This window comes from Massilia aquatica, from assembly GCF_011682045.1.
Classification (GTDB): domain Bacteria; phylum Pseudomonadota; class Gammaproteobacteria; order Burkholderiales; family Burkholderiaceae_D; genus Telluria_A; species Telluria_A aquatica.
Genome location: NZ_VVIW01000016.1, coordinates 73416 through 92569, shown reverse-complemented (window position 1 = coordinate 92569; position 19154 = coordinate 73416). Strand labels below are relative to the sequence as shown.

Here is a 19154-nt window from a genome sequence, read left to right as displayed (position 1 = left end):
ACGCTGAACTTTACGCTGTTTACGCCATCTGTGTAAATGGCGATCCCGGTTTCCATTGCGCGATGCCGGGTTTGGCGATGGCGTCGCGTAAATGCGCCAGGAAGGTTCTGCGCGGGATTGGCGCTGCGCCCAGCGAGGCCAGGTGGCCGGTCTCCTGCTGGCAGTCGATCATGCTCACGCCCTGGCCGCGCAGGAAGGCAACCAGGAAGGCCAGCGCGATCTTGGAGCCGTCGGTCACGCGCGCGAACATCGATTCGCCGTAGAACATGCGGCCGATGCACACGCCATAGGCGCCGCCAACCAGTTCGCCATCGAGCCACAGTTCCGACGAGTGGGCGTACCCCATCGCGTGCAGGCCGCTGTAGCCGTCGACGATGTCGTCCGAAATCCAGGTGCCCGGGCCATCCTTGCGCGGGGCGGCGCAGGCGCGCATCACGTCCTCGAACGCGCTGTCGAAGCGCACCTCCCAGCGACCGCCTTCCTGCATGCTGCGCTCGACCCGGCGCAGGGCTTTGCGCAGGCTGTTGCTGATGCGAAAGTCTTCCGTCATCAGCACCATGCGCGGGTCGGTGCTCCACCAGAGGATGGGCTGGCCTTCGGAAAACCAGGGGAAGATGCCGTGCCGGTAGGCGCTCAGCAGGCGCTCGGGCGACAGGTCGGCGCCGGCCGCCAAGAGGCCCGGCGCCTCGGCCGTGAGCGCGGCGGAGACGTCAGGGAACGGCGAATCGGTTTCAAGCCAGGGAATCATGGTCGGGATCGCTGGAAATACGCATCGCCCGCAGCACGTCGTGCGTGTGGAAACCGAACGCGCCGCCCTCGCGCATGCGCGCGCAGTCGGCGAAAAACAGTTCCAGGGTGGTGCGGATGGTGGGGAAGGCCAGGTCGTCCCACGGAATCTCGTGCTCGGCGAACATGCGCGCGTCCAGGCTTTCGATGCCGGGCGCAAAGTCCAGGCTGCGCAGGCGGGCCAGGTAGAACAGGTGGACCTGGTGCACCTGGGCGACGTTGAGCAGGCTGAACAGCTTGCCGATCTCGATATCGGCGCCGGCTTCCTCTTCGGTTTCGCGAACGGCGGCCTCGGCGGTGGTTTCATTGTTTTCCATGAAGCCTGCCGGCAAGGTCCAGTAGCCGTGGCGCGGTTCGATCGCCCGCTTGCACAGCAGCACGCGCACTTCTTCGCCTTCTGGTTGCCATACAGGAATGGAGCCGACGACGAGTTTGGGGTTTTGGTAGTGGATCGCCGCGCATTGTTTGCAGACATAGCGCGGGCGGTTGTCGCCCTCGGGAATGAGCAGGTCGACGGGATGGGCGCACTCGGAACAAAATTTCATAGGAAAAGAGAAGAATGATTTTCGCTTACTGTACACCGATTGCGGGGCACATGCGGTGCGCGGCGGGCGTAAATGCGCGCTGGCGCACGGTCGCACGCCGTCCCCTTCCTGCTATCGCACATCTTGATTGGATTAATATTGCCTAATTCTGAAAAGCCCCCTATAATAGCTACATACAGACGCGGGGTGGAGCAGTCTGGCAGCTCGTCGGGCTCATAACCCGAAGGTCACAGGTTCAAATCCTGTCCCCGCAACCAAATTAGAAAAGCCCTTGATTCTGCAAAGAGTCGAGGGCTTTTTCCATTGTGGTTGTTGCCCGGCGGTTAGCGCTGCCGGCCAGGGGCGGCGTGGCGGTCGAGCTTGAATACGCTGAGCGCCTTGACCAGTACCGTGGTCTGCTCCTGCAGGCTGCCCGCCGCGGCGGCCGCTTCTTCCACCAGCGCGGCATTTTGCTGCGTCACTTCATCCATTTGCGTCACTGCATCGTTGACCTGGTTGATGCCGGCACTTTGCTCGCGCGAGGCCGAGGCAATTTCGTTCATGATGTTGGTCACCTTGTGCACCGATGCAATGATGTCCTGCATGGTGGTGCCGGCTTGCTGGGCCAGCGCCACGCCGCTGTCGACCTTGCCGATCGACACATCGATCAATTCCTTGATTTCCTTGGCCGCGGTGGCGCTGCGCTGGGCCAGGTTGCGCACTTCGGCGGCGACCACAGCGAAGCCGCGCCCCTGTTCGCCGGCCCGGGCCGCCTCCACGGCGGCGTTCAGCGCCAGGATGTTGGTCTGGAAGGCAATCCCTTCGATGATGCCGATGATGTCCACGATCTTTTTCGACGAAGCGCTGATATCGCTCATGGTGCTGGCGACCTGGGCCACCACGCTGCCGCCTTTACCGGCCACGGCGGACGCATCGTCGGCCATGGCGGTCGCCTGCTCGGCATTGCCCATGTTTTGCTGCACTGTGGAAGCCAGTTCCTCCATGCTCGACGCGGTTTCTTCCAGCGACGAGGCTTGCGATTCGGTGCGGCCCGACAAATTCATGTTACCGGCCGCGATTTCGCGCGTGGCCACGCCGATCTGCTGGGCGTTGCGGCGCACGTCGCCCACGATCGAATGCAGATTCACGCGCAGCTGGCGCAGGGTGCGCAGCAACTGGCCCATTTCATCGGCGCGGTCGCTGCTCATGTCGGTGGTCAGGTCGCCCCCGGCCATGATCTGGGTGGCGCGCAAGGCTTGCCGCAGCGGCCCCAGCACGGTGCTGTAGAGCACGTAGCACAGGTGCAGCAGGGCGACGATCGACAGGACCGCCAGCGCGATCAGCCACAGCGGGCGGGTGCTGCTGAACATGAGCGCCAGCATGGCAGCGAGCAGCAGGGTCACGGTGATGCCGATACGCTGGCCCAGCGAGATGCTCATCAGTGCGGACAGCTTGCCCAGCATCCCGTTGGCAACGGCGCGGCCATTACGCACGGCAAGCTGACGCGGATTGCCCGCTTTCAATTCGCGATACAGGGCGTCTGCCGCGCTGACCTGGGCGGCGGTGGGTTTGGTGCGCACCGACATGTAGCCGGTGGTCTGGCCATTGTCGAGAACCGGGGTGACGTTGGCCAGCACCCAGTAATAATCGCCATTCTTGCAGCGGTTCTTGACCAGGCCGCTCCACGATTGGCCGCTTTTGATGGTCGACCACAGGTCGGCAAAGGCTTCGACCGGCATGTCCGGATGGCGCACCAGGTTTTGCGGCGCACCGATCAGTTCTTCTTCGGTGAAGCCGCTGATCTCGATGAAGTACGGGTTGGCGTAGGTAATGTTGCCTTGGAGATCGGTCGTGGACACGATCGTTTCGGTATCACTGATGAGGATCTGCTTGTCAGTGACCGGCGTGTTAATCCGCATGTTTCCTCCGTACCTGTTGTCGGGGTGATAGCTCATACTAGTTCAGCCCGGGTATGGTGCGGAGAAATATTGCAAAGGTGTGGCGTATTCAGCGCATGTGAATATTCACAGTCCGCCGGTTCTGCTATTGGCTCCAGAGTAATCGCCAATGGCGGTGGCCGCCAGCGTGATGATCGCGCCAAAGACAAGCTGCATTCACAGCATCAGGTGCGCTTGCATGCCGACATCGCCATCTATGTCGACAACGTCGGGTGGCGGCGAGACCCCTGGATGCGGCCAATCTTTCCAGATCGTGAAAGTCTTCTTCCGACGCAAGGAGGATTCCCTTGCCCGTCGAGGGCGGACAAGGTTAACGCTATTTGAGGAACTAGCTCATCTGCTGGCGCATGGCCCCCATGGCTTGTCCGATGAACGCCTTCATCTCATCGGTGATCCAGCTGCCGATCATCAGCAGCGGTTCCTTGTCGTAAGCGAGGCGGATTTTCGCGTGGGTGGCGGGGTCGTCGCCGGCGAACGATTGCGACAAGTCGATCCACTCGCGCATCAACTGGCCCACCCGCGCATCGTCCGGCGCCGCGCCGTCGGCGATCGCCTTGCGCACCCGCGCGATCAGCGCCGGCCACTCGTCCATGCGGATGCGGTAGTGCGCATCCATGTACGCGAATTCTTCGGGCGAGACATATTTCTTGAACATCGCCAGGCGCGACTGGGCAAACGCTTCCTTCAAAAATGCTTCCACCTCCGGCGTGATGCCGTTCTGTTCGCGCAGCGCCGGTTCGCGCGCCTGCATGGCCAGGATGCGCACCATCACATCCGGGTCGCCGTTGGTATCGCGCTCGAGCTTGAGCATCCATTCCTGCGACAGCAATTGCGCTTCAAGGCTCGATGCCGGCGTGCCGGCGGCGAGCATCTGCTTGAAGCGCGCCACCATCGCATCCCACTCGGCGATGCAGGCGGCGTCGCCGGAGAAAAACGGCAGCTGTTTCAGTTCTTCTTTTGAAAAGTAAGTGTCGTACATGGTCATTAACTCCAAAGTGGTCAGCCACGCGGCCAGGTCCGGCTCCACCCCGGCACCGAGTTCGCCGTGCAGCCTTGTCAGCTGCGCGCGCAAGATGCCGGCCTGGTCGATCTGGCGGGTCAGCGCGGCGATCTGCTGCTCCACGATGTTCGACAGGCTGGAGGCCGGATTGGCCAGGAAGGTTCCGATATCGGCCAGCGACACGCCAAAGCGGCGCAGTGCCTGCACCTGATGCAGGCGGGCGATGTCGTCGCGGTTGTACAGGCGGTAGCCGGCCCCGGAACGCGCCGAGGGACTGAGCAAACCGATGGCATCGTAATGATGGAGCGCGCGTATGGTCAGCCCCGACCGTTTCGCCAGCTCGCCTATTTTTAACTTCATCGAATCGCTCCTTGTCTTCATGCGTGAACACAGTCTGGAGCCTGACGTGGCGTCAGGGTCAAGCGGATTATTCGCTGGCTGGCGGGTGCAGGCTGGCCCACAGGTGGGCCGCCGCCATGGTCCGGTGCGGCGCGTAGTTGGCCAGCAGCGCTTCGGTGCGCGCCATGTCCGGCTTGGCGTCTTCGCCCAGCAGGTGCTGCAAGGCCGCGCGGATGGCGACGTCGCCATGCAGCGAGCAGTCGGGGTAGCCGTAGCCGCGCAGCAGGGCGTAGTTGACGGTCCACGGGCCGATGCCTTTGACGGCCAGCAGCGACGCCGCGACCTGTCCCGCATCATGCCGGCGCTCGAGCGCCAGGGCGCCGCTGTCGACCAGTTGCGCAAGGCGCAGCAAGGTCTCGGCCTTGGAGCGCGAGAATTTGCGGGTGGTGAGCGTTTCCGCATTGAGGCGCGCCACATCGCCCGCTTCGGGGTAGCACCACAAGCCGCTGCTGTGCTGGCGGCCGGCCTGCAAGATGAACGTGCGGCGCAGCGCGATGGCAAAGGTGAGGTTGATTTGCTGGCCGATGATGGCCCAGGTCAGCGCCTCGAAAATCGTGGCCGACTGCACGATGCGTAAGCCCTGCTGGCGCCGCACCACGGGTCCGAGCAGCGGGTCGTGTGCCGCCGCCGCCAGGAACGGCGCCGGGTCGATCCGCAGCGCCAGGATGTTGAGCAGGGCGTCGTCGACCTGGCGCAGGCCGGCGCTCGTGAGCGCGCCGTCGGCGTCGACCGTGCACAGTGCGGCGTGCGGGCCGAGGGCGATGTCGAGCAGCACCGGCACGGCGCCGATCATCACGCCTTTGCGGATGCGCGCCGGCGCCACCTGTTCGGCCACGCCTTCAGGGTCGCGGCTGTGGAAGGCGGTAACGTCGGCGCTGCGGTAACCCGCCGGAAGAGGAATCGATTTTTGCACGAGGCGGGCCTGTTTCTGTTGGGAGATCGGCTACAGCGCACAGACCTCGGTGCTGGCCGGCTCCAGCGCCGCCGCATGGCGCACCTGCAGTTCGGCCGGCACGCCGTTCTTGACGGCGGTCAGTTCCGCGAGAATCGAGATCGCGATCTCGGACGGCGTCTTGCTGCCGATGTACAGGCCAATCGGCCCGTGCAGGCGCGCCAGTTGTTGGTCCGACAGGTCGAAGTGCTTGAGCCGCTCGCGCCGTTTGGCGTTGTTCAGGCGCGAGCCGATCGCGCCCACGTAGAACGCGTCGGACTTGAGCGCCTCCATCAGCGCCAGGTCGTCCAGCTTGGGGTCGTGCGTGAGCGCCACCACGGCGCTGCGGTGATCCAGCTGCGATTCGAGCACCAGGTCGTCCGGCATCATGTGCACCAGCTGCACCCCCGCCAGGTTCCAGCCGGCGCGGTATTCTTCGCGCGGGTCGCACACGGTCACGTAGTAATCCATCGCCGTGGCGATCTGCGCCAGGAAGCGCGAGAGCTGGCCGGCGCCGATGATGAACAGGCGCCAGCGCGGGCCGTGGATCGTGGTCAGCACGCCGCCGGCCAGCAGCTGGGCGTCGCCCGGCTGCGCCGCCGTCAAGGTGACCGCGCCGCTAGCCAGGTCGAGCCGGCGCGCCAGCAGTTCGTGCGCTTCCAGGCGCGCCAGCAGTTCGTCGATGGCGCTCGCTTTCGACAGCGGCTCGATCGCCAGTTCGATGGTGCCGCCGCAGGGCAGGCCGAAACGGTGCGCTTCGTCGGCGCTGATGCCGTAGCTGACCACCTCGGGAATGGCGCGCGTGATGCCGTGCCGGCGCACGCGTTCGATCAGGTCATCTTCGATGCAGCCGCCCGACACCGAGCCGACCACGCGGCCATCCTCGCAGATGGCGAGCGTGGCGCCGACCGGACGCGGGCTCGAACCCCAGGTCTTGATCACGGTGATCAATTCGCAGCGGTGACCGGCGGCGATCCACGCCGAGGCGGTCTTTAATACTTCCAGGTCTATGCTGTCCATTGGATCGAATATACTGGCGCTCCTGAATCGAGCACATGGTGGGTGGGAAGATGAGCAATGATACAAAAAAATGACGACGGTTCGCCGAAGTTCGGCCGTTTGCTGATCGTGCTGGTGGCGGTGGTGGTGTTTTGCGGCGTGCTGACGTGGATTATGGGGACGTATTTCCCCAATTTCCCGAGTTAGGCTTGTTATTTCCGGCGCTTGCAGATCACCTGCAGCGCGCCGTCCGAGACGCTGTCGGGCACGATGTCTTCGGGTGCGAATTTTTCGTACTTGAAGCTTTGCGAGACCGGCCCCTTGCCCATCGCCTCGGCGTAGTACACCTGGCTGAGCAGGGTGGTGGTGCGCTCCGCGCACGAATACAGGTGCAGCGCCTTCATCGACAGGTAGGGCGTGCCTTCGGGCGTGGCCTGCTCCTTCGCATACGACACCAGCGACCACACCTTGTAGCTCTTGTCGCTGCGGATGATGCTGCTCCTGTCGATGTACGACTGGCTGCCCGCGCTCGATGCGGCCGGCACCTTGACCCACTGCGCCGCCTGCGCGAGCAATGGGGCCATCAGGCAGGCGAGCAGCAGCTTTTTCATGGCGCGATGGGTTTCTTCGCCGCCTGCTTGGCCTTGATATCGGCCGTGGCCTTGTCGATCGCGGCCAGGCGCGCGGCCGTGGCAGGGTGGTTGGCGACGTAGCCGTTCAACACCGTGGCCGGATAGGCCGCGGCCAGGCGCTTCCAGAACGGCGCCGCGCCATGGATGTTCACGCCGGCGCGGGCCAGCAGGTACATGCTCAGATGATCGGCGGCGGCGTCGAGTTCGGCCGGCATGGCCTTGATGCCGCCGCTGCCGATCAGCATCGAGGTATCGGGACGCACGTTGGTCAGGTTGTCGATGATGCTGCCGATGGTGCCGACGTGGCGCTGCGCGGTGGCGTGTCCGAGGATGTTGTGCGCCATGCCCTTGGCCAGCAGGTAGGCGACTTCCTCGTCGTTTCTTGCGAACTGCAGCATGCCGCGCGTGACCATGACGCGCGAGCCATCGGCGTAGGAATTGATGTTATCGGCGTTGCCGAGTTCGATGACAAAACCGCAGGCGCGCGTGACTGGCACGGTCAGCTCGCGGGTCTTGTCGTCACGCTCGATCTGCAGCGCCAGGCTGGCCTGTTTGGCCACCAGCGGGCCGAACACCGAACCGACTGTGCTCGACGCACTGGGGCCGACCGGCAGCGTCTTGCCGCTGGCCGAAATGAGATTGTCGCCGCGCCGCAGGCCGGCACGCGCCGCGCCGCTGCCGGCCAGCACGCCGGTGACCTGGAGGCGCTCGCCCATGTCGAACGCAATCTGGGCCGCTTCGTTGTACTCGCCCGGATACCAGTAGCGGTTGCGCGCGGTGAAACCGAGCAGGTTGCGCGTGGACGACTTGCACAGGTCCGCGTTGTTGATCAGGATGGGGGCCGCGATGCGGTACAGGCGTTCCTGCAGGCTGGCCATTTTGGTCAGCGCCTCGGCTGCGGCGGCCATGCGCGGCGTGACCGCGCGCGCGGGCGGCTCGGCCGGTTGCTGCGGCATCGGGACGGTGGGAGTGGCATCGGGTGCTGGCCCGGTCGTCTCGCAAGCCGACAGCATCAGCGCCAGGCAGATGACCGGCACAGCCGGAAGCAGACCAGTGAAACGGGCCATAGAAGTCTCCAATTAGTGTTTTCCGGTGCTGCCGAAACCGCCGGCACCGCGTTCGCTTGTGTCGAAATCGTCGACGATGTTGAACCTCACCTGCACCACCGGCACCACGATCAGTTGCGCCAGGCGCTCCATGGGGTTGAGCGTGAAAGCGTTCTGGCCACGGTTCCAGGTCGATACCATCAGTTGTCCCTGATAGTCGGAGTCGATCAAGCCTACCAGATTCCCCAGCACGATGCCGTTCTTGTGGCCCATGCCGCTGCGCGGCAGGATCATGGCGGCGTAACCCGGGTCGCTCACGTGAATCGCCAGCCCGGTGGGAATGAGCACGGTGGCGCCGGCGTCGATGGTGATCGGCGCGTCGATGCAGGCGCGCAGGTCGAGGCCCGCGCTGCCCGGCGTGGCGTAGGCCGGCAGCTGGTCCTTCATGCGCGGATCGAGGATTTTGACGTCAATGGTTTTCATGGTGCGGATACTTTTTACTTGAGCAGGGAGCGCTGTTCGATGCGCCTTGCGATTTCTGAAATCAGCTGGCGCGCCAGGGTGAGCTTGTCGGCGCGCGGCAGTACGGTGTGGCCGGAGTCGTCGAACAGCATGATGCTGTTCTCGTCCTGGCCGAAGGTGTGGTGGCCGATATTGCCGACCAACAGAGGAATGCCCTTTTTTTCGCGCTTGACGGCGCCGTATTCTTCCAGGCGTTCCGATTCGGCGGCAAAGCCCACGCAGTACGGCCAGCCCGACACCGAGGTGGTGGCGGCGACCGACGCCAGGATGTCGGGATTCTGTTCGAACTCCAGGGTCGGCGTGGCGCCGTCGTCCTGTTTTTTCATTTTCTGGGTGCTGGCGTTGGCAACGCGCCAGTCGGCCACCGCGGCCACGCTGATGAACACGTGCTGGCCGCCGACGGCGTTCATCACCGCGTCGTGCATCTGGCGCGCGCTCTGCACGTCGGTGCGGCGCACCCCGTGCGGGGTGGCCAGCGCGGTCGGGCCGGAGATCAGGGTGACCTCGGCGCCGGCCTCGCGCGCGGCGCGGGCAATCGCGTAACCCATTTTGCCGGACGACAGATTGGTAATGCCGCGCACCGGGTCGATCGCCTCGAAAGTCGGCCCGGCGGTGATCAGGACGCGTTTGCCGGCCAAGACCTTGAGCTGGAACGAGGCGATGACTTCGTCGAGCAGTTCGGCGGGCTCCAGCATGCGGCCCAGGCCCGTTTCGCCGCAGGCCTGTTCGCCGGCGGCCGGACCGAAGATCCGTACGCCATCGGCGCGCAGCTGGGCGGCGTTGCGGCGGGTGGCGGGGTTTTCCCACATCTCGACATTCATGGCCGGGGCCACCAGCAGCGGTACGCGCTGCGGGCGCGCCAGGCATAAAGTGGAGAGCAGGTCGTCGCACACGCCGTGCGCGAGTTTGCGCATGAAGTCGGCCGAGCAGGGCGCGATCAGGATGGCATCGGCCCCGCGCGTCAGGTCGATGTGGGCCATGTTGTTGGCCACGCGCGGATCCCACTGGTCGGTGTGGACCGGATGGCCGGACAAGGCTTGCATGGTCACGGCGGTGATGAAGTGGGTGGCGGCGTCGGTCATGACCACCTGTACCGAGGCGCCCTGCTTGATCAGCGCGCGGCACAGGTCCGCCGCCTTGTAGCAGGCCACCCCGCCGGACAGGCCGAGGACGATCTTTTTACCTTGCAGGTCCATGCTCATGCGCCGTCTCCTTATTGCCGGTTTACGCGCCGCAGCTCGTCGAAGACGAACAGCGCGGCGCCGATGCAGATGGCGCTGTCGGCGATGTTAAAGGCCGGGAAGTGGCCCAGGCTGGCGATGTGGAAGTCGAGGAAGTCGACCACGTGGCCGTAGGCCAGGCGGTCGATGGCGTTGCCGATGGCGCCGCCCATGATCAGCGCGAGCGCCCAGCAAAACAGGCGCTGGCCGGCGTGGCGCTTCAACATGTACAAGATGAAGCCGACCGCGATGACCGCCACGCCGGTGAAAAAGTAGCGCTGCCACCCGGGCTGGCTGTTCAGGAAGCCGAAGGCGGCACCCTTGTTATAGGCCAGCACCAGGTTGAAGAAGGAAGTGATGACCTTCTCTTCGCCGAACACGAAGGTTTTCTGGATCGCGATCTTGGTGAGCTGGTCGAGCAGGATCACGATGGCGGCGATGCCCAGCCAGGGCATCAGGCCGGAACCGCCTTGCGGCGTGGACGAGAACAGCTGTTTCTTTTTGGTGGCCATGGGTCGGTTTCTTCTTTTTGTTTATGCGAAGGCGCGCTTCTCGCCGCTGCCGAACAAATTGCTGTAGCAGCGGCCGCACAGGCCCGCGTGCTCGGCGTGGGTGCCGACGTCGGCGCGGTAATGCCAGCAACGCTCGCATTTCGGCGCGCCGGAGGCGGCCACCTCGATCGCTTCACCGGCTTCGTCGGCCACTTCGCTCACTTGCGCCTGCGAGGTGATGAAGACGAATTTGAGGTCGTCGTCCAGGCTCGCCAGCAAGCGGTATTTGTCGCCGCTGGCCTTGATGGTCAGCTCGGCCTGCAGCGACGAACCGATGGCGCCGGACACGCGCAATTCTTCGAGCTGCTTGGTGACGTCGGTGCGCACCGCGCGCAACGTCGTGTACTTCTCGAGCAGGGCGGCGCCGTCGGCAACTTGAGGCATGCTCCAGAAGGTTTGCGTGAAGATGGTTTCGTCGCTGGCGGCAAAGGCCTCGGCGTCGGCAAACACGGCCCACGCTTCCTCGGCGGTGAAGCTGAGCATCGGCGCCATCACGCGCAGCAGGCTTTGCGTGATGTGCCACAGCGCGGTCTGGGCCGAACGGCGCGCTTGGGAATCGACGGCGGACGTGTACAGGCGGTCCTTGAGGATGTCCAGGTAAAAGCCGCCCAGGTCTTCCGAGCAGTAGTTCTGCAGCTTGGAGACGACCGGGTGGAATTCGTAGCGCTCGTAGTGGCTGGCGATATCGTTTTGCAGCGCACCCATGGCGGCGATGGCGTAGCGGTCGATCTCGAGCAGCCCGGCCATCGGCAGCGCGTGTTTGGCGTGGTCGAAGTCGGAGGTGTTCGCCAGCAGGAAGCGCAGGGTGTTGCGGATGCGGCGATACGATTCGGTCACGCGCTTGAGAATCTCTTCGGAGATCGACAGCTCGCCCGTGTAGTCGGTCGAGGCGACCCACAGGCGCAGGATGTCGGCGCCGAGGGTGTCGGAGATTTTTTGCGGCGCCATCGTGTTACCCAGCGACTTGGACATCTTCTTGCCCTCGGCGTCGACCGTGAAGCCGTGCGTGAGCAGGGCTTTGTACGGCGGGCAGCCATTGAGCATCGAGGACGTCAGCAGCGACGAATGGAACCAGCCGCGGTGCTGGTCCGAGCCTTCCAGGTACAGGTCGGCCGGGAAGTGCGACTGGGCCGCGTGCGAGCCGCGCAGCACGGTCTGGTGGGTGCAGCCGGAATCGAACCAGACGTCGAGCGTGTCCTTGTTCTTGACGTACATGTCGGCGTCCTCGCCGAGCAGGTCCTTCGGTTCGATGTCGAGCCAGGCGTCGATGCCGCGCTCTTCAAACATTTTGGCGATCTGTTCCAGCAGTTCGGGCGTGCGCGGATGCAGCTGGCCGGTTTCTTTATGCAGGAAGAAGGCCATCGGCACACCCCACTGGCGCTGGCGCGAGAGCGTCCAGTCCGGGCGGTTTTCAATCATGCCGTGCAGGCGCGCCTGGCCCCAGTCCGGGAAGAAGCGCGTTTCGGTGATGCCCTTCAAGGCGGTTTCGCGCAGGGTCGGGCCGCCGTCTTTTGGCGTCACGTCCATGCCGGCGAACCACTGCGAGGTGGCGCGGTAGACGATCGGCGTTTTATGGCGCCAGCAGTGCATGTAGCTGTGATCGAACATCTTCACTTCGAACAGGGCGCCGGCGGCGGTGAGCGCGGCGCAGATCGGCTTCGACGCTTCCCAGATGGTCATGCCGCCGAACAGCGGCAGGGTCGAGGCAAAGCGGCCGTCGCCCATGACCGGGGTCAGGATTTCGTCATCCTTCATGCCGTGCGCCTTGCACGAAATGAAGTCGTCCAGGCCGTAGGCCGGCGCCGAGTGGACCACGCCGGTGCCGCTTTCGGTGGTGACGTAATCGGCCATGTAGACCGGCGAGAGGCGATCGAAAAACGCATCGGACGCGTGCAGCGGGTGCTTGAAGGCGATGCCGTCGAAGGCGGCGCCAAGGCAGGTGGCGATGACTTTGCCTTCGAGCTTGTAGCGCGCCAGGCACGATTCGGCCAGGTCGGCGGCGAGAATGAGCAGCAGCGGCTTGCCATCGCGTGCGCTTTCAACCAGCGCGTAGCTTACTTCCGGATTGACGTTCAAGGCCTGGTTGGACGGGATGGTCCACGGCGTGGTGGTCCAGATGACGATGAAGCCATCGCCGGCCGGCAGTGCAGGCAGGCCAAAGGCGGCGGCCAGCTTGTCGGGCTGGGTAAAGGCGAAGCCGACGTCGATGGCCGGGTCGCGCTTGTCCTGATATTCGACTTCCGCTTCGGCCAGGGCCGAGCCGCAATCGAAGCACCAGTTCACCGGTTTCAGGCCGCGGTACACATAGCCTTTGCCCAGCAGGGTGCCGAGCGAGCGCAGTTCGTCGGCTTCGTTACGGAAGGCCATGGTCAGGTACGGGTTGTCCCATTCGCCGAGCACACCGAGGCGAATGAAGCCGGCGCGCTGGCGGTCGACCTGTTCGAGCGCGTAGGCGCGCGCCTTGGTGAGCACGTCGGCGGTCGGCAGGTTTTTGCCGTGCAGTTTTTCGATCTGGATTTCGATCGGCATGCCGTGGCAATCCCAGCCCGGCACATACGGCGCGTCGAAGCCGGCGATGCCGCGCGACTTGACCACCATGTCTTTCAGGATCTTGTTGACGGCGTGGCCGAGGTGGATGTCGCCGTTGGCGTACGGCGGGCCGTCGTGCAGCACGAACATCGGACGGCCCTTGGCCGCCTTGCGTACGCGCTCATAGATTTTTTTGTCTTGCCATTGCTTGACCCAGCCCGGCTCGCGCTTGGCCAGGTCGCCACGCATCGGGAACGGGGTGTCGGTCATGTTGACCGGGTACTTGCTCACCGGCTTGCCTTCTTTTTTAGGACCCTTGGGGGCTTGCGGGGCTTGCTGCTGCTCTGGTTTGCTGGTTTGGCTATTGTCGGACATATTTTTCTTCAAAGAGGTGTATCTGGGTGTCTTGGATCGTGACGCTCTGCTGCGTTCAAGCGGGTGGCGTCAAATTCGGTCTGGGGCGGTGAGGGCCGCGGCGCGCCGGGCGAACCAGGCGCGCGCCTGCTCGCTGTCGCGCGTGATCGCGGCGGTCAGGGTGGCCAAGCCGGTGTACTTTTCTTCGTCGCGGATCTTTTCGAGGAATTCGACGCGCACCATCTTGCCATAGCAGGACTGGGCGAAGTCGAACACGTGCACCTCGAGCAGCACGCGGCCGCTGTCGTCGACGGTGGGGCGCACGCCCAGGCTGGCCACGGCGGGCAGCGGTTCGGGCCCGAGGCCATGCACCTGGACGATGAAAATGCCCGACAGGGCAGGGCGGTGCGCCACGCGCAGGTTCAAGGTCGGAAAACCGAGCGTCCGGCCCAGCTTTGCACCGTGGATCACATGGCCCGACATGGCGTACGGGTGGCCGAGCAGCTGGCCGGCCTGCCCGAAGTCGCCCGCCGCCAGCGCCGTGCGCACCGCCGACGACGAGATGCGCTGGGCGCCGTGCATCACGGTGGGCAGCGTCTCGACATGAAAGCCGTGCTGCTTGCCCGCTTCGATCAGCATGGCGACGGTGCCGGCGCGCCGCGCGCCGTAGCAGAAGTCGTCGCCGACCATCAGCCACTTGACGTGCAGGCCTTCGACCAGCACGCGCTCGACGAAATCCTGGGGCGAGATGGCGGCGAAGTGTTCGTTGAAGTGTTCGACGATGACGCGGTCGATGCCGGCGTTCGAGAGCGACTGGAGTTTGTCGCGCAGGTTGGCGATGCGGTTCGGCGCGCGCGACAGGTCGCCGGCGCGGCGCGCGAAAAATTCGCGCGGATGCGGCTCGAACGTCATCACGGCCGCTTCCAGTCCCAGCTCGGAGGCGGCCGCGCACACGCGCGCCAACAATGCCTGGTGACCGCGATGGACACCGTCAAAGTTACCGATCGTGAGTGCGCAGGGGGCGCGCGCCCGGTCGTTGGGAAGACCGCGAAAAACCTTCATAGAGTGCTCTTGGGATGTCTGTGCATGAGGGAACCTCGAAACGGTCTTTCGAGGTCCCCATGAATAATCGAAGTAGCGATTATACGTTCAAAGCTAAAAAGCGCTGCCTGCAAGATGCAGACAGCGCTTTCGGGGGACTACCGTATCGCGGTGACGATCAAGCCATTGGATGGTTGATGGCCATGATCCAGTAGCGTGCCAGTTCGGCCGTGCCGTCCTTGCCGCCGACCGATTTGAGGGCGGTGATGGCTTTGGCTTTCTGGCCGGCCGCGGCGTACGCCTCGCCCAGGCGCAGCTTGGCGTCGTCGGGACGCTTGAGGCCACCGGCGGCGATGGCTTTTTCCATCATCGCCAGGCCTTTTTCGGCCTGGCCGGCTTGCACCATGCCGTAGCCCAGGCTCACCAGACCGTCTTTATCGGCGGCGGTTTGCAGCGCTGCCTCGGTGGTGGCGATGTTCTTGTTGAAGTCGGCCAGGGACTTGTCGGCCAGGTCTTTCAGGCGCTGGTGACGCGGCGCATCGGCGCCCACACCCAGGATGCCTGCCTTGTAGCCTTTTTCGACGATCTTGACCGCTTCGGCAGGGGCGCCGTCGCGCAGGACCAGCTGGGCCAGCTCCATGTACTCGCTCGGCTTTTTGAGCAGGTTGTTGGCCAGTTGCAGGCGCGAAACGTCGACGCGCAGGCGGTCGGCGAAACCAGGCTTGCTGACGATACGGTTCAGCAGGTCGGCCCAGTAGCTCGATTTCGGATGGTGGGCTGCCAGTTTTTCGATGGTTTCCACATAGCCGGCCTTATCGCCGCTCTTGTTCTGCAGATTGGCCATCATTTGCAGCGGTTCTTCCGGCGGCGTGCGGCCGGATTTGTCGTAGGCGGCCAGGTCTGCCTTGAGCAGGCGGGTGGCTTCGGCGGTGTTACCCATCGACATGTAATTCTGGATCAGGTAGGCGCGCAGCTTCGGATCGTCGCGGTCTTTCAGCGATTTCTGGATGGCGGCGTTGGCCTTGCCGAATTCCTTGGCGCGCATGTAAATGCCGATCAGGCCTTCGGAGAAATTGGCGCGTTCGCTGGCGGGCAGCTTGCCCGAGTCGATCAGTTTTTCGAACGAGCGGGCGGCGGTATCGTAGTCGCCGGCGGTCGAGGCGGCGGCAGCGCGCACGCGTTCGATCAGGTATTGCTCATTCGCGGTCGGGTTTTTGCTGTCGAGCTTGCGCAGTTCGTTCAGCGCGTCTTTCGCGCGTCCGGCTTGCATCATTTTCTGGGCAGCCTGCAAAGGACCACCGATTTCCGCGCGCACCGCTTCTGCTGCATAGGCAGTGGACAGTCCGACGACGGGCGTTGCTGCGGTAAAGCCAAGAGCGGCCATGGCGAGGCCGAGATGTGCGAGACGAAACTTGATCATTGGGACTCTTTCAATCAAAAGCGAAACGGCAGGATTACCCTGCCGTATCGTCAATTAGCAATAGCGCTTATTGGAACTGTTCGTTACCAACCATACCAATTTTTTTCACATTGAGGCGCTGCGCAGTTGCCATCACGCCGGCAACATACTTGTACTCAACCAGTTTGTTCGGACGCAGGTGCACTTCCGGCTGGTCGGCCATGGCAGCGACGGAATTCATCTTCGCTTCCAGGGCTGCACGGTCAGGAACGACCACGTTGTCCCACAAGATCGTGCCGTCGAAGTCGACGTCGATCGTGATGACCACAGGCGGTGTCGGCGGAACATCCGTTTTGCCGACAGGCATGTTCAGATTGACTGCATGGTTTTGTTTCGGAATCGTGATGATCAACATGATAATCAAGACCAACATCACGTCGATCAAGGGAGTCATGTTCATTTCCATCATTGGTTCCGGATCCGCGCCTGCGGCGGGAGAACCGACACTCATACTCATGATGTTTCCTTTTCTAATGTTGGAACCCGCAGGGCGCGGGACCGGTGCTGCTGGTCCCGCGTCCTGCTCAAGGAGGACTTAGCGGGTGCCGCCAGTTTTATCTGGTGGTTCCGTAATAAAGCCGACCTTCTGAATCCCAGCACGCTGTGCCGTGAACATCACCTTGCCGATGAACTCGTAACGGGTCTGTTGATCGCCGCGTACGTGCACTTCAGGCTGAGGCATCTTGACGGATTCCTTCTTCAGGAACTCGAACAGCTCGTTCGTATCGTTCAAACGGGTCTGGTTCCAGTACATGTCGCCTTCTTTATTGACGACGATGTTCACCGTGGTTGGCTTAGGTTTCAATGCCTGGTTGGTTTCCGAAGGCAACGCGATCTTTTGCAGCTTCAGAACCACCGGGCTCGTAATCAAGAAGATAATCAGCAGAACCAACATGATGTCGACAAGCGGCGTCGTGTTGATTTCTGACATGACTGCATCTTCTTCTCCGCTATCGGAGCCGACGCTCATGGACATGGTGAATTATCCGATCTTTTTAGCGCCGGCAGCACGGCCAGCTTCGCTGGTCGACATCGCACCCGAAATCAGGACCGAGTGAACGTCAGCGCTGAACGAGCGGACATCTTCCATGGCCGACTTGTTACGACGAACCAGCCAGTTGTAACCCAGAACCGCAGGAACCGCAACGAACAGACCGAACGCGGTCATGATCAGCGCTTCACCAACCGGACCTGCCACTTTATCGATCGATGCGTTACCCGACATACCGATGGCAGTCAGTGCATTGTAGATACCCCACACCGTACCGAACAGACCGATAAACGGTGCGGTCGAACCAACGGTTGCCAGGAACGACAGGCCGTCTTGCAGACGCGATTGAACTTTGTCAACAGCGCGCTGGATCGACATCGTCACCCAGGTCGACAGGTCGATCTGCTCAAGCAGGGCGCCGTCGTGGTGATTGGTTGCCTTGGTGCCGGTTTCAGCGATGAAGCGGAATGGGCTGCCTTCTTTCAGGGTAGCCGAACCAGCTGCGATCGACGATGCTTTCCAGAACTTAGCCTGGGCTTCTTTCGACTGCTTGAAGATTTTAGCCTGGTCGATCAGTTTGGTGATCAGGATGTACCACGAACCCATGGACATCAGCGACAGGATGATCAGCGTGCCTTTGGAAACGAAGTCGCCTTCGGCCCACAGTGCTTCGATACCGTACGGGTTGTGAACCGCTTCTTTTTCGCCTTCTTTGACTGCTGGTGCTGCTGCTTCAGGCGCCGGCGCTGCTGGAGCAGCCGCTTCAGGTGCTGGTGCAGGAGCTGGAGCTGCTGCGTCTGCCGCAGGGGCTGCCGCTGGAGCAGGAGCGTCAGCGAAAGCTGGTGCGGAAACCAGCGCCGAAGCTGCTGTAACCGAGAACAGGACAGCCGCCAGTGCAGCGGACAAACGGGTATTCTTAAACATGCTTCCTCCAAATTTATAAAATAATCAGTTCGCTGAACATAATGACAACGAAAATCACAGTAGTGAGACTAAACTGCCGCCTCGGTTCTTAATCCAGCGTCCAGACGTATTGCATTTGCATCCACGCTTGTTCCGGCTTGCCATCAACCATGGTTGGCTTGAACTTGCATTTACCGATGCCTTCTTTCGCTGCCTTGTCCAGGGCGCTGAAGCCGCTCGACTTGACAATTTTCGAATCGGCGACGCGACCGTCGGTACCGATCAGGAAAGACAGGGTGACCGTGCCGGTTTCTTCATTACGCAAGGAAGCTTTTGGGAACTCCGGTTTTGCGCAAGTGTTGAAGTCGGCGACCGCAGCGACGCGGACTGGATTCGGGTTGGCCGGTGGCGCTGCCGGTGCTGGCGGCGCAGGAGGCGCTGGACGTGGCAGTTCCGTCGTGGCCGGCTTGACATTGGTCGCCGTGGCGATCGTGTTCTGCACCGGTGGCGGTTGCTGTACGTTGACTTCGACCGGCGGAATGAACGGAGGCGGAGGCGCCTTCATTTCAGGCGGCGGCGGCGGTGGCGGAACATCCGGCGGAGGAGGCGGTTTGACCTCTTCGACAATCTTGGTTTCCACTGCTTCAGCCATTTTAGTGACCATGCGGGTACCCAGACCGCTTACGATCCCCCAAGCCACCAACGCGTGAATAGCAATGACGACCGCAATGCCAGTGAAATTCTTCCCGGGGTTCTTATCATGCGAAAAATTCATGCCTGCTTTCTCCAATACCAACTCTTTTTGTTGCTACTAAACCCACAAAACACGACAAGACCTTGAGCCGCATCCGGGACGTCGGCGAATTATACCTACGAATTCTTTTTTTACCATACATTTTTACGGCGCCAAACCGGTACGATCCGGAGCGTGAAAACGATTGTCAAGAGCCTCGCTAGAGCCATGACCTGCATCTTCCGGTAAAAAAAGCAATACTAAGATGCTACATTATTTGATGGGCATGTTTAAACGTACAAAATGCATGGAACAATGGATTGAACCCGTTGTTTCTTACACTTTGCTGACACTGCGCCAAATAACATTCGACCCCGACGTGGTGATTATGCTAACTATAGCTAGTTTCATTCATGGGGGTCGTCCTGTTGAAAGCCACGCTTGCGCATCCGGGAACTTGCTGTCGAAAGGCTGGCTGCGCAGCGCCGGAATGGTCGTCATCGGAGAGATGCCGGGCCAGCCTGGCGCGCCAAGCTATACGCCTGGCTAATGACTGTCATCACGTCAGCAATATAG

19 protein-coding genes and 1 tRNA gene are annotated in these 19154 nt (G+C 62.6%); 2 read left to right on the top strand and 18 right to left on the bottom strand.

The genetic code is table 11. The features are described from left to right. Positions 1–19: 19 nt before the first annotated feature. Positions 20–748 carry a leucyl/phenylalanyl-tRNA--protein transferase gene (gene aat / locus F1609_RS23160; RefSeq protein WP_167079021.1) on the bottom strand — a complete coding sequence of 243 codons (729 nt, stop codon included), beginning with the start codon at positions 746–748 and terminating at the stop codon, positions 20–22. Then, positions 732–1331, bottom strand: coding sequence for an NUDIX hydrolase (locus F1609_RS23155; protein WP_167079020.1), 600 nt, complete (start codon positions 1329–1331; stop codon positions 732–734). The genes aat and F1609_RS23155 overlap by 17 nt, the downstream gene beginning before the upstream one ends. A 180-nt stretch (positions 1332–1511) precedes the next feature. On the opposite strand from F1609_RS23155, the gene F1609_RS23150 reads away from it, so the two are divergent. Continuing rightward, positions 1512–1588, top strand: a tRNA-Met gene (locus F1609_RS23150). 66 nt (positions 1589–1654) lie between these two features. On the opposite strand, the gene F1609_RS23145 is transcribed toward F1609_RS23150, so the two are convergent. From F1609_RS23145 to F1609_RS23130, 4 genes are all read right to left on the bottom strand, one after another. Beyond that, positions 1655–3229, bottom strand: coding sequence for a methyl-accepting chemotaxis protein (locus tag F1609_RS23145; RefSeq protein WP_167079019.1), 1575 nt, complete (start codon positions 3227–3229; stop codon positions 1655–1657). 367 nt (positions 3230–3596) lie between these two features. After that, positions 3597–4628 (bottom strand): MerR family transcriptional regulator, encoded by a 1032-nt coding sequence (locus tag F1609_RS23140; protein WP_167079018.1) that lies wholly within the window; start codon positions 4626–4628, stop codon positions 3597–3599. A 67-nt stretch (positions 4629–4695) separates the two neighbouring features. Further along, the gene (locus tag F1609_RS23135; RefSeq protein ID WP_167079017.1) at positions 4696–5580 is read right to left on the bottom strand and encodes a DNA-3-methyladenine glycosylase family protein; all 885 of its coding nucleotides are present in this window, start codon (positions 5578–5580) and stop codon (positions 4696–4698) included. Positions 5581–5610: 30 nt separating this feature from the next. Beyond that, positions 5611–6618, bottom strand: a complete 1008-nt coding sequence (locus tag F1609_RS23130; protein ID WP_167079016.1) for an XdhC family protein — start codon at positions 6616–6618, stop codon at positions 5611–5613. Positions 6619–6675: 57 nt separating this feature from the next. Here F1609_RS23130 and F1609_RS35105 point away from each other — a divergent pair, with 57 nt between their 5' ends. After that, positions 6676–6804: a hypothetical protein gene (locus F1609_RS35105; protein WP_267876807.1), complete on the top strand. Its 129-nt coding sequence runs from the start codon at positions 6676–6678 to the stop codon at positions 6802–6804. Between the two features lie 5 nt (positions 6805–6809). Here the strand turns inward: F1609_RS35105 and F1609_RS23125 are convergent, their stop codons facing one another. From F1609_RS23125 to F1609_RS23070, 12 genes are all read right to left on the bottom strand, one after another. Beyond that, positions 6810–7208, bottom strand: a complete 399-nt coding sequence (locus F1609_RS23125; protein ID WP_167079015.1) for a surface-adhesin E family protein — start codon at positions 7206–7208, stop codon at positions 6810–6812. Continuing rightward, entirely contained in the window at positions 7205–8296 is a 1092-nt protein-coding gene (locus F1609_RS23120) for a M48 family metallopeptidase (protein WP_167079014.1), read from the bottom strand. Before F1609_RS23120 ends, F1609_RS23125 begins: the two co-directional genes overlap by 4 nt. Before the next feature lie 12 nt (positions 8297–8308). Next, complete coding sequence (gene dut, locus F1609_RS23115) at positions 8309–8758, bottom strand: dUTP diphosphatase (RefSeq protein ID WP_167079013.1); 450 nt, start codon at positions 8756–8758, stop codon at positions 8309–8311. A 14-nt stretch (positions 8759–8772) separates the two neighbouring features. Next, on the bottom strand, positions 8773–9993 hold the full coding sequence (gene coaBC, locus F1609_RS23110; protein WP_167079092.1) for a bifunctional phosphopantothenoylcysteine decarboxylase/phosphopantothenate--cysteine ligase CoaBC: 1221 nt from the start codon (positions 9991–9993) through the stop codon (positions 8773–8775). A 17-nt stretch (positions 9994–10010) separates the two neighbouring features. After that, positions 10011–10529: a signal peptidase II gene (gene lspA / locus F1609_RS23105; RefSeq protein WP_167079012.1), complete on the bottom strand. Its 519-nt coding sequence runs from the start codon at positions 10527–10529 to the stop codon at positions 10011–10013. Positions 10530–10550: 21 nt separating this feature from the next. After that, positions 10551–13472 carry an isoleucine--tRNA ligase gene (gene ileS, locus F1609_RS23100; RefSeq protein WP_167079011.1) on the bottom strand — a complete coding sequence of 974 codons (2922 nt, stop codon included), beginning with the start codon at positions 13470–13472 and terminating at the stop codon, positions 10551–10553. Between the two features lie 69 nt (positions 13473–13541). Continuing rightward, complete coding sequence (locus tag F1609_RS23095; RefSeq protein WP_167079010.1) at positions 13542–14513, bottom strand: bifunctional riboflavin kinase/FAD synthetase; 972 nt, start codon at positions 14511–14513, stop codon at positions 13542–13544. Positions 14514–14670: 157 nt separating this feature from the next. Continuing rightward, positions 14671–15912, bottom strand: coding sequence for a tetratricopeptide repeat protein (locus F1609_RS23090; protein ID WP_167079009.1), 1242 nt, complete (start codon positions 15910–15912; stop codon positions 14671–14673). A 67-nt stretch (positions 15913–15979) separates the two neighbouring features. Continuing rightward, positions 15980–16408: an ExbD/TolR family protein gene (locus F1609_RS23085; protein ID WP_187363109.1), complete on the bottom strand. Its 429-nt coding sequence runs from the start codon at positions 16406–16408 to the stop codon at positions 15980–15982. Positions 16409–16486: 78 nt separating this feature from the next. Then, complete coding sequence (locus F1609_RS23080) at positions 16487–16927, bottom strand: ExbD/TolR family protein (protein ID WP_167079008.1); 441 nt, start codon at positions 16925–16927, stop codon at positions 16487–16489. Between the two features lie 6 nt (positions 16928–16933). Next, positions 16934–17866: a MotA/TolQ/ExbB proton channel family protein gene (locus F1609_RS23075; protein ID WP_196785480.1), complete on the bottom strand. Its 933-nt coding sequence runs from the start codon at positions 17864–17866 to the stop codon at positions 16934–16936. Between the two features lie 88 nt (positions 17867–17954). Then, positions 17955–18620: an energy transducer TonB gene (locus tag F1609_RS23070; RefSeq protein ID WP_167079007.1), complete on the bottom strand. Its 666-nt coding sequence runs from the start codon at positions 18618–18620 to the stop codon at positions 17955–17957. Between the last annotated feature and the right edge of the window lie 534 nt (positions 18621–19154).

Excerpts from the sequence above, each read along its gene's own strand:
- aat (WP_167079021.1), bottom strand. The coding sequence starts at position 748 with ATGATTCCCTGGCTTGAAACCGATTCGCCGTTCCCTGACGTCTCCGCC.
- F1609_RS23155 (WP_167079020.1), bottom strand. The coding sequence starts at position 1,331 with ATGAAATTTTGTTCCGAGTGCGCCCATCCCGTCGACCTGCTCATTCCC.
- F1609_RS23145 (WP_167079019.1), bottom strand. The coding sequence starts at position 3,229 with ATGCGGATTAACACGCCGGTCACTGACAAGCAGATCCTCATCAGTGAT.
- F1609_RS23140 (WP_167079018.1), bottom strand. The coding sequence starts at position 4,628 with ATGAAGTTAAAAATAGGCGAGCTGGCGAAACGGTCGGGGCTGACCATA.
- F1609_RS23130 (WP_167079016.1), bottom strand. The coding sequence starts at position 6,618 with ATGGACAGCATAGACCTGGAAGTATTAAAGACCGCCTCGGCGTGGATC.
- F1609_RS35105 (WP_267876807.1), top strand. The coding sequence starts at position 6,676 with ATGATACAAAAAAATGACGACGGTTCGCCGAAGTTCGGCCGTTTGCTG.
- F1609_RS23125 (WP_167079015.1), bottom strand. The coding sequence starts at position 7,208 with ATGAAAAAGCTGCTGCTCGCCTGCCTGATGGCCCCATTGCTCGCGCAG.
- F1609_RS23120 (WP_167079014.1), bottom strand. The coding sequence starts at position 8,296 with ATGGCCCGTTTCACTGGTCTGCTTCCGGCTGTGCCGGTCATCTGCCTG.
- dut (WP_167079013.1), bottom strand. The coding sequence starts at position 8,758 with ATGAAAACCATTGACGTCAAAATCCTCGATCCGCGCATGAAGGACCAG.
- coaBC (WP_167079092.1), bottom strand. The coding sequence starts at position 9,993 with ATGGACCTGCAAGGTAAAAAGATCGTCCTCGGCCTGTCCGGCGGGGTG.
- lspA (WP_167079012.1), bottom strand. The coding sequence starts at position 10,529 with ATGGCCACCAAAAAGAAACAGCTGTTCTCGTCCACGCCGCAAGGCGGT.
- ileS (WP_167079011.1), bottom strand. The coding sequence starts at position 13,472 with ATGTCCGACAATAGCCAAACCAGCAAACCAGAGCAGCAGCAAGCCCCG.
- F1609_RS23095 (WP_167079010.1), bottom strand. The coding sequence starts at position 14,513 with ATGAAGGTTTTTCGCGGTCTTCCCAACGACCGGGCGCGCGCCCCCTGC.
- F1609_RS23090 (WP_167079009.1), bottom strand. The coding sequence starts at position 15,912 with ATGATCAAGTTTCGTCTCGCACATCTCGGCCTCGCCATGGCCGCTCTT.
- F1609_RS23085 (WP_187363109.1), bottom strand. The coding sequence starts at position 16,408 with ATGAGTATGAGTGTCGGTTCTCCCGCCGCAGGCGCGGATCCGGAACCA.
- F1609_RS23080 (WP_167079008.1), bottom strand. The coding sequence starts at position 16,927 with ATGTCCATGAGCGTCGGCTCCGATAGCGGAGAAGAAGATGCAGTCATG.
- F1609_RS23075 (WP_196785480.1), bottom strand. The coding sequence starts at position 17,866 with ATGTTTAAGAATACCCGTTTGTCCGCTGCACTGGCGGCTGTCCTGTTC.
- F1609_RS23070 (WP_167079007.1), bottom strand. The coding sequence starts at position 18,620 with ATGAATTTTTCGCATGATAAGAACCCCGGGAAGAATTTCACTGGCATT.